The 9,069-nt window shown below is 66.8% G+C and carries 8 protein-coding genes and 1 pseudogene; 6 read left to right on the top strand and 3 right to left on the bottom strand.

The window, feature by feature from the left end:
• Nucleotides 1–131 precede the first annotated feature (131 nt).
• From ACLJWH_RS41650 to ACLJWH_RS41640, 3 genes are read right to left on the bottom strand one after another with little or no spacing between them, the layout of a single operon-like run.
• Nucleotides 132–620, bottom strand: coding sequence for a hypothetical protein (locus ACLJWH_RS41650; protein ID WP_411147024.1), 489 nt, complete (start codon nt 618–620; stop codon nt 132–134).
• A gap of 1 nt (nt 621) precedes the next feature.
• Nucleotides 622–2,100, bottom strand: coding sequence for an ATP-binding protein (locus ACLJWH_RS41645; RefSeq protein WP_411147023.1), 1,479 nt, complete (start codon nt 2,098–2,100; stop codon nt 622–624).
• An 8-nt stretch (nt 2,101–2,108) separates the two neighbouring features.
• Entirely contained in the window at nt 2,109–2,795 is a 687-nt protein-coding gene (locus tag ACLJWH_RS41640; RefSeq protein WP_411147022.1) for a response regulator, read from the bottom strand.
• A gap of 132 nt (nt 2,796–2,927) precedes the next feature.
• Between ACLJWH_RS41640 and ACLJWH_RS41635 the strand changes: the two genes are divergently transcribed.
• The 6 genes and pseudogenes from ACLJWH_RS41635 (at nt 2,928) to ACLJWH_RS41610 (ending at nt 8,921) form a co-directional block, all read left to right on the top strand.
• Nucleotides 2,928–3,575, top strand: a complete 648-nt coding sequence (locus ACLJWH_RS41635; protein WP_411147021.1) for a hypothetical protein — start codon at nt 2,928–2,930, stop codon at nt 3,573–3,575.
• Nucleotides 3,572–4,657 carry an efflux RND transporter periplasmic adaptor subunit gene (locus ACLJWH_RS41630; RefSeq protein ID WP_411147020.1) on the top strand — a complete coding sequence of 362 codons (1,086 nt, stop codon included), beginning with the start codon at nt 3,572–3,574 and terminating at the stop codon, nt 4,655–4,657. Before ACLJWH_RS41635 ends, ACLJWH_RS41630 begins: the two co-directional genes overlap by 4 nt.
• Nucleotides 4,654–5,349 carry an ABC transporter ATP-binding protein gene (locus ACLJWH_RS41625; protein WP_411147019.1) on the top strand — a complete coding sequence of 232 codons (696 nt, stop codon included), beginning with the start codon at nt 4,654–4,656 and terminating at the stop codon, nt 5,347–5,349. The genes ACLJWH_RS41630 and ACLJWH_RS41625 overlap by 4 nt, the downstream gene beginning before the upstream one ends.
• Nucleotides 5,346–6,542, top strand: coding sequence for an ABC transporter permease (locus tag ACLJWH_RS41620; protein ID WP_411147018.1), 1,197 nt, complete (start codon nt 5,346–5,348; stop codon nt 6,540–6,542). Before ACLJWH_RS41625 ends, ACLJWH_RS41620 begins: the two co-directional genes overlap by 4 nt.
• Nucleotides 6,543–6,615: 73 nt before the next feature.
• Nucleotides 6,616–7,765, top strand: a pseudogene (locus ACLJWH_RS41615) (ISL3 family transposase).
• A 217-nt stretch (nt 7,766–7,982) separates the two neighbouring features.
• A complete protein-coding gene (locus tag ACLJWH_RS41610) occupies nt 7,983–8,921 on the top strand; it encodes a LuxR C-terminal-related transcriptional regulator (protein WP_411147017.1) in 939 nt (312 codons plus the stop codon).
• Nucleotides 8,922–9,069 lie beyond the last annotated feature (148 nt).

The following is a 9,069-nucleotide window of genomic DNA, read 5'->3' as shown; positions in this document are numbered from 1 at the left end:
CCGCCACATCCTCGATAACCAGCGCCGACAATCCCGAAAACACCACAGCCACAAGCTCGTTGACATCCCGCATGAGATGTCAACGACACACGTCACCCTTCGTAGCCACCGACTACGGAACAGAGCCTGATTCATGACACTCCCGCATGCGGGAACTGTGAGCACTGGTAGGGGCCGAGTGGTTTCCCCTGCCCGTCGAGAGTGACTTGGACTTCGTCGGGGCGTACCTCCTTGTGAAGTACGCCCTGTGCACGAGCGAGTGAGCAGACCAGTTGGCCGGCGGCGAGGTGGCTGCGCTTCCCGGAGAGGTTGGTGCCGGGTGCCCGGAGCGTGAGGTGATGGCCGGTACCGGTCGCCTCGTATGTTCTGTTCAGCCGGACCAGATTGATCAGACCGCGTTCCCGCTCGGCCCGTGTCGGTGCCTCGGCGAGCAGTTTGACGACGGATGTGAGGTCGGTGATCGGGGTGTCGGGGCGAGGGACGCCTTGCAGTGTGGTGTCGCGTACGTAGTAGAGCTGCAGGCCCTTGGTGAGCCCGGTGGCGGGTTCGCCCGCGTCGAGCACGCCGGTGGGCGGCACCCCGCATCCGGCCAGGATGACTGCGAGGGCGAGGACGGACATTTTACTTGCCTTGCTGCGGAGCCTCATTGGGTGACCTCTTGCGTCGCGTGCCCCGGGGGAGCCGGAGGGTGAACACCGCCCCGGGGGCGTTTGGCCGGTTGGCCGCCTCGATCGTGCCGCCGTGCAGTCGCGCGTTCTCCAGCGCGATGGCCGTGCCGAGACCGCTGCCGCCCTCGCCCGCCCCTCGGGTGCGGGCACTGTCCACTTTGTAGAAGCGGTCGAAGACCCGCGTCATGGCCTCGGGCGGCAGGCCAGGACCATAGTCCGCGACGGTCACGGTCACCCACTCCTCGTCCGCCGCCAGCTCGGTCGTCACCGGTGGGGCCCCGTGCCGCAACGCGTTCCCGACCAGGTTCGCGACGACGATGTCGATTCGCCGCTGATCCACTAACGCCCTTACATCTGAAGTGAGTTGGAACTGTACCAACTCGCTCCAGCCGCGCAGGGCGAGGCTTGCCCGGATGGCCTTGGCCAGGTCGGTCTCGGAGAGGTTGAGGCGGGCCGCGCCCGAGTCGAAACGGGACATCTCCATCAGGTCGTCGACCAGCCGGGACAGCTTCGCGGTCTCCGCGCTGACGGTGCGGGCCGCGCGGGCTGCGTCCGGCGGCAGCTGGTCGGCGTCCTCGTCCAACACGGTCGCGACCATCATCATCGCGGAGAGCGGGGTACGCAGCTCGTGCGAGACGTCCGCGACGAACCGACGCGCCTTCGCTTCCTGCTCGCGCGCCTTTGCCTCCTGTGTGCGGAGGTCGGTCACGGATGTCTCTAGGGCGCCTGCTGTCGTGTTGAAGTCTCTTGCCAGGTAGGCGAGTTCGTCCCGTCCATGAATCTCGACCCGGGTGGTCAGGTCGCCTTCGGCCAAGCGACGGGTGGCCCGCCCCAGTTCACGTACCGGACGAAGTACGGTACGCGCGGCGAGCAGCGCGAGGACGGCGGTCAGCAGTACCACCGGGAAGATTCCGTCGCGTACGGCGTCCAGTACCCCCGCCGTGTCCTCCCGCTCGGCCCGCAGGGAGGTGATTGCGAAGAGTTCCAGGCCGGAGGTCCGGTCTCCGAGGTAGGTCACGGGCGTGCCGACGACGAGGTAGGGGTTGCCTTCGTACTCGACCCGCTGGAAACTCATCCTGTCCTTGGTGCGGATGGCGGCCCGGAGTTCGGGGGGGATGCGGGAGGTGTCGGCGAGCGAGTCGGAGGTGGCGCTGAGGTCCTGGTAGCGGGCGACGACCTTGGGGGCGCCCGGCAGCCCGTCGGAGACTTCCTTCACGAGCCTGGTGAGCGACTGCACAGTGGGTGGCATGTCGAAGTCGCCCGAGAGCGAGGAGATCCGGCCCCGGAAATCGGTTTGGAAGGCGCTCTGGGCACGCGAGAGCACGGCCGTACGGGACTCGCGGTAGGCGAGCGCGGTCGCGGTCACCGCGCTGACCAGCGTGACAAGGATGAAGGTGACCAGGAGCCGGGTCCGCAGCCCGCCGAAGAACATGAATGGCCTCACAGCGGTCCGAACCGGTAGCCGAAGCCGCGGACGGTCTGGATGTAGCGGGGGCGGGCGGGCACGTCCTCGATCTTGGCGCGGAGCCGGCCCACCGCCGCGTCGACGAGCCGTGAGTCGCCCAGGAAGTGGTGTTCCCAGACCGACTGGAGCAGCTTCTCCCGACTGAAGACCCGACCGGGCGAAGACGACAGTTCGAGCAGCAGCCGCAGTTCGGTGGGCGGCAGTGCGAGCGACGTGCCGTGCCGGGTGACGGTCAGAGCAGCCCTGTCGATGACCAGCCCGGGATGCTCATCCTCCGTTGTACGAGGTACGGGCTCGGCACGCCGCAGCGCCGCCCTGATCCGGGCCTCCAGGACGGGCGCGGTGACCGGTTTCACCACATAGTCGTCGGCACCTGCCTCCAGGCCCGCCACGATGTCGGAGTCGTCGCCGCGAGCGGTCAGCATGATCACCGGCATGGTGGACCGGGCACGGATCCGACGGCACACCTCGAAGCCGTCCATGCCGGGCAGCATCAGATCGAGCACGGCGAGTTCGATCAGGGTCTTCGCGGGTCCGTCCAGCAGGGCGAGGGCCGCCTCGCCGGTCGCGGCGCCCGCCACCTCGTATCCGTGTCGGCGTAGCACGAGCTCCATTCCGTCGCGTACGGAAGCGTCGTCCTCGATGAGAAGCACATACGGCATGCGCTCGATTATGAACGAGGGAGTGCAAGTAGTGGCGTCGGCCAGGCCCGTAAATCGAAGGGCGCGGGCATTGTTACGTTCTCATCGAGTAGTCATAGAGAGCTCACCATGTTTCGCCCGGAAATTGGACGCATGAGAATCCATCCCTTCTCCTCCCGCGCCTTCCGTGTCCGCCTCGCGGTGCTCGTCGTGGCCCCCGTCCTTGCCCTCACGGCCGCCTGCGGCGGTGAGGGCGGCGGCACCAAGGGCGCAGGGGTGGCCTCGGTCCCCGACATCCCGTCCGCCGACGGAGACGAGGGCAAGGCCGCCGACTCACCCGGCCAGAAGCCGCCGGCGGGCGGCAAGGGCGACTTTTACGACGCGCAGATGAAGTACGTCCAGTGCATGCGCACCAAGGCCGGCATCCCGGAGTTCCCCGACCCCAAGCTGAGCGGCCACCTCGACTGGGCGAAGATCGACGAGATCGCGGCGAAGCCCGGCAACGAGGAAGCCCCCAAGGGGGGCAAGAACGGCGCCTGCACGGCGAAGCTGTCCGAGGCGATGAAGCTGGAGCCGAAGCGTGACGGGCAAAAAGACTACGAGTCGATGATGGCCCACGCCAAGTGCATGCGGGAGAAGGGGATTTCGAAGTTCAATAACCCCACCCTCTCCGGCGGCAACGTCACTCCCGGCGGCGTCGGCCCGATGGACACCTCCGTCGACCATGACTCGGCGACGTACAAGCAGGCTAGAGCGGCGTGCAAGGACAAGCTGCTCGTCGGCCTGGACGGCATGCAGTGACCCGCCGCAACAAGAGCCTTGTCGCACTCGGGGCCGTGGCCGTCGCCGCTGCCGTCGGGTCCGGTGTCCTCATCCTCGGCGGCGGTGGCAAGGACGTCGACGCCGCGAGCAAAGGCAGCCTGCCGCCCGGCACCGCCGACATCGTCCGCACCAACCTCCAGCAGACCAAGACCGTCGACGGCAAGCTCGACTTCGCCGAACGCCGGCCGGTCAAATCCACGGTTGAGGGCACCATCACCGTCGCCGCGAAGAAGGGCGAAACCGTCAGGCAGGGCCAGACGTTGTACGAACTCGACGACAAGCCCGTCACACTGCTCTACGGCCAGGTCCCGATGTTCCGGGAGATGAAGGCAGGCGACCGGGGCTCCGACGTCATCCAGTTGGAGCGCAACCTCCGTGACCTCGGCTACGGCGGATCCGTGAAGGTCGACACCGAGTACGACAAGGGCACCGAGGCCGCCGTCAAGCAGTGGCAGAAGTCTCTGAAGCGGGTGGTGACCGGCAAAGTGGGCAAGGGCGATATCGTCTTCCAGCAGGATGCCGTCAAGGTTGTCAAGGCGGACGCGGATCTCGCCGACCACGTCGGCTCGGACAAACCGGTGTTGACGGTCGCCTCCGCCAAGACGGTTGTACGCGCCCGACTCGACCAGACCGATGTGGCGCTCACCGCCAAGGACACCGAGGTCGACGTCACCCTGCCCAGCGGCAAGTCGGTGTCGGGGAAAGTGGACGCAACGGTACGCCCCGAGAGCTCACCGGACTCCTCTGGTGGACCCCCATCAGAGGAAGGCATCACGGTCGAAGTCGTACTGACCGGCGGCAAGCCGGCATTCTCCGGTGAAGACACCAGGGCGACCGCGAGCGTCCGGTTCGTCAGCAAGAGTCGTGCCGACGTACTGGCCGTGCCCGTCGAAGCGGTCGTCGCCCTACGCGGCGCGAACGGCGGCTACGGCCTCCAAGTCGTCGAGGGCACCACAACCAGGATGGTCCGGGTCGAGACAGGCATGACCGCCGAGGGGCAGATCGAAGTCAAGGGCGAGGGCATCCGTGAGGGCATGAAGGTCGGGGTGGCCAAACAATGACCGAGGCCACTGTCATTGACCTTGTCGACGCGACCAAGTCATACCCCGGTGGCGTACACGCCCTGCGCGGCGTCGATTTCCACGTCGGCCACGGCGAACTCGTCGCGATCGTCGGCCCGTCCGGATCCGGAAAATCCACACTCCTGAACCTGATCGGCACACTGGACAAGCCGACCACCGGCACCGTCCGAGTCGCTGGCTACGACATCAATACGCTCTCCGACGCCCAGCTATCGGCCCTCCGCGCCCGCCATCTCGGCTTCGTCTTCCAAAACTTCCACCTCTCGGCGGGCCAGGACGCGCTCGACAACGTCGCAGACGGACTGCTGTACGCCGGATTCCCGCTGAAGGAGCGCCGCGACCGCGCCCGTACGGCACTCGAACGCGTACGCCTCGGCCAACGCCTCTCACACCGACCAAACGAACTCTCCGGCGGCGAAAAACAGCGAGTCGCCATCGCCCGCGCCCTGGTAGGCGAACCGCAACTACTCCTTGCCGACGAGCCAACAGGCGCGCTGGACACCGCATCCGGCGAGATCGTCATGGAACTCATCCATGAGCTCAACGAATCCGGCACCACGATCTGCGTGATCACCCACGACAACGAGATCGCCGACTCACTGCCGCGTCGCATCCGGATCAGGGACGGCGAAATCGTCTCCGACTCACGGACTACGAGGGGCACAGCATGACCGGCGCGCAACTCAAACCCTCCCGCCTCCGCCTCTTTGACACCCTCCGGGTCGGCGCGGTGGGCCTGCGTACCCGTCGCGCCAGGGTCATACTCTCCGCACTCGGCATAGCCATCGGCATCGCAACGATGGTCGCCGTTGTCGGCCTCTCCCAGTCGAGCCGCGCGGACCTGATGGCCCAACTCGACCGACTGGGAACCAACTTGCTCACCGCCGAGGCCGACAAGGACGCCACCGGCAAGGAGATCCAGCTCCCCAAGTCGGCAGTAGCGATGGTCGAACGCATCGGCCCAGTCGAACACGCCACAGCCACCGCCGGTATCCACGTGAAGATCCGCCGCAGCGACGTAGTCCCCGACGACCAAACGGCCGGCGTCACCGCCCAGGCGGCCCGCCCCGACCTGCTGACCGCACTCGGCGGCCGGATCGACAAGGGCATCTGGCTCAATGCCACCAACGAAACCCTCCCGGTAACGGTGCTCGGTTCGGTGGCCGCGCAGAACCTGGGCATCACAACCCCCGGCGACAAGATCATGATGAACAACGAGTACGTGGTGGTCGTCGGCATCCTCAAGCCCATCGAGCTGGTCCCCAACCTCGACCGCGTCGCACTCGTAGGCTTCCCGGCAGCGGAGAAGTACTTCCACTTCGACGGCCACCCCACCACGATCTTCGAACGCTCCCCGGACCACACCGTCGAGGACGTACGTGCCGTCCTGGCCCGCACAGCCAACCCCGGCAACGAGAGCGGCGTAAAGGTCTCCCGCCCCTCCGACGCCCTGGCGGCAAAGGCAGCAACGGACAAGGGCCTGACAACTCTCATGCTGGGCCTGGGTGCCGTGGCCCTCTTGGTAGGCGGCGTAGGAGTGGCCAACACCATGGTCATCTCAGTCCTGGAACGCCGCCAGGAGATCGGCCTGCGCCGGGCTATCGGCGCCACCCGAAACGCGATCCGACTCCAATTCCTGACGGAATCCCTGCTGCTGTCCGCCCTCGGCGGAGCCACGGGCGCAATCCTGGGCACGGCAGCGACATACGCCTTCGCAGCCGCCCAAGACTGGACCCCGGTCGTCCCTCTCTGGTCCCTGACCGGCGGCTTCACCGCGACCCTCATGATCGGGATGCTCGCTGGCCTCTACCCAGCGGTCCGCGCCTCCCGCCTCCACCCGACGGTGGCGCTGAACACAACCTAATACGGGACCGTCAGGTTAACGGCTCTGTTTCGTAGTCGGTGGTGACGGCATGTAACGGTATCGTTGACAACACATGCGAGATGTCAACTCCCTTGTGGGAACAGTGTTTTGGTGCATTCGGCGCTGGCCGTCGAGGATGTGGCAGACGATGGTGAGGTGATCCGGGTCGTGGCCCGGACCCGGGATGTGCCCATTCCCTGCCCGGCGTGCGGGGCGCCGGCGGGGAAAGTGCACGGGTACCACAGCCGGACCGTGGCGGATGTGCCGGTCGACGGCTGCCAGGTTGTGGTCCACATCCAGGTACGACGCTTGGTCTGCCCGGTCCTGGGCTGTCGGCGGCAGACCTTCCGCGAGCAGGTCCCCGGGCTGATGGAGCGCCTTCAGCGCCGCACCACGCGTCTGACCGGCCAGGTCTGTGCGGTGGTCAAGGAGTTATACGGCCTGGCTGCTGCCCGGCTCACCCGGTCGCTGGCCGCGCCCCTGTCCTACGCCACCGCACTGCGTCTGCTGCGGCGCATCCCCACGCCGACCGTGCGGATCCCGCGGGTGATCGGGGTCGACGACTTCGCCCTGCGCCGCCGGCACCGCTACGCCACGGTCATCATCAACGCCGAGACCGGCCAGCGCATCGACGTGCTCCCGACCGTGAGGCCGCCACCCTGGAAGCCTGGCTGCGCCAGAAGCACGGGATCGAAGTCGTCTGCCGGGACGGCTCGGCCGCCTATGCCGAAGCAATCCGCCGGGCGCTGCCCGACGCGGTCCAGGTCAGCGACCGCTGGCAGTGCGCCATGAGGCGCCTGTGCGCCGTGAGGCGCGGTGAATCGGTCGAAGCCAGCACCCCGGCCCTGCTCGACGCGCACGGCGTCGGCCCAGACAGCGCCGCCACCCTGCTGATCGCGGCCGGAGACAACCCCGAGCGCCTCGCCGACGAGGTCTCGTCCGCCGCCCTGTGCGGCACGAGTCCGGTCGAGGCTTCTTCAGGCAAGACCCAACGCCGCAGGCTCAACCGCGGCGGCGACCGCCAGGCCAATGCCGCGCTCTACCGGATCGTCCTCAGCCGCCTGCGCTGGGACCACCGCACCCAGGACTACATGCAGCGACGCCTCGCCGAGGGCAAGACACGCCGAGAGATCATCAGGTGCCTGAAGCGGTACGTCGCGCGCGAGATCTACCGCTTGATCGTCCCCTCGACGACCGTGTGTCCCGCTGGAACCATGAGTTGACATCCATAGGGGCATCAACGCCGCGCGAAGTCATCCACGCTCAGTGCCTCGGGTGTGAGCACAGGCAGCGCCATGACCAGCCGCAGCACCGTGGCCCTTCGGTACCGAAAGGTGCCAGGAGCCGGACATACCGGCTTCTCTGCGGACGGAACCGTAGAGACTGGGCTATCACTCGCGGCCGAAGCTGCTGACTCAATGCACGAAGGGGAGGCCGGCGATGAGCGGTGTGATAGATCACGCACACGATGAGGCTGGTCTGGCGGTGCCCGATTCCTGGCGGTCCGAGGGCATGGACAACGTGGACAGTATGGAACGGGAGCAGGTTGTGGCGCTGGGGGCGTGGCCGGGGATGTTGGCGCACGGTTCCACAGATGCTGCGCCCGTGGTGGTGCTGCCGTATCTCGGTGTGGTGCAGTGGTGGAGCGGGCGGCCGAAGCAGGCGCTTGTCACGTTGCGGCGAGGGCGGCGGGCAGCCGAAGGGCTGGGGGCCGAGTTCGTGGCGTTGCACTGCCGCGTACGGGAGTTGGAAATCGGCCGTGTCATGGATGGTGCCGACCGGACGGAGGAGGAGGCCAGGAGCGTACGCGAATTGATCGAGACCAGGGGGTGGGGAGATCGGTATCCGCTAAATCTCATCCATCTGAGTGCCGGTTGGTGTGCATGGCAGCGTGACGAGTTGGTCGCTGCCCGTCGGCATCTCGGTCGTGTCACGCGGGTCGCGGGCGAGTTCGCGCCGCCAGAACGTGCCGAACTTGCCCTGCTGGAGGCGGAGGTGCTGATATCGGAGGATGATCCGGTGGCGGCAGGGGATGTGCTGAACCGGGTGCTGGCCCGGCCGCAGAAGGATCTGCCGTACATGGTGCGGGCGAGGCTTGCAGCGACCCGGTGCCGCGCGGGACGGGCAGCAGGGATGAATGCGGTGGCTGTGGAGAGCACAGAGGGTGTGGAGGATGGGCGTAGAGACTTCGCATTCACCGGGCGCGAGTTGGAGATCTTGCGGCTGCTGCCTGCCCCGATGACGGTCAGTGAGATTGCGTGGCGGGAGCATGTGTCGGTGAACACCGTCAAGACGCAATTGAAGAGCATCTACCGGAAGTTGGAAGCCGACAATCGGCGTTCAGCGGTGCGGCTGGCGCGACGGTATGGGGTGCTGTGAGATTGACTGCAGGGCTCCTCAGAGCTCATAACACGATCTTGTTGAGGTGTCCTGGTTGGGCGTTACCGGTTTGACGATTCGGCCGTTCGTGAGGGTGTGGGTATTCGACCGTGGATCGTGGACGATGAGTTGCGGGCGTTGATCGAGT

The organism is Streptomyces sp. x-80 (assembly GCF_046549095.1).
In the GTDB taxonomy this organism is placed as follows: domain Bacteria; phylum Actinomycetota; class Actinomycetes; order Streptomycetales; family Streptomycetaceae; genus Streptomyces; species Streptomyces celluloflavus.
The sequence above is the reverse complement of the archived record's forward strand: the minus strand, read 5'-3'. Positions and strand labels throughout refer to the sequence as shown.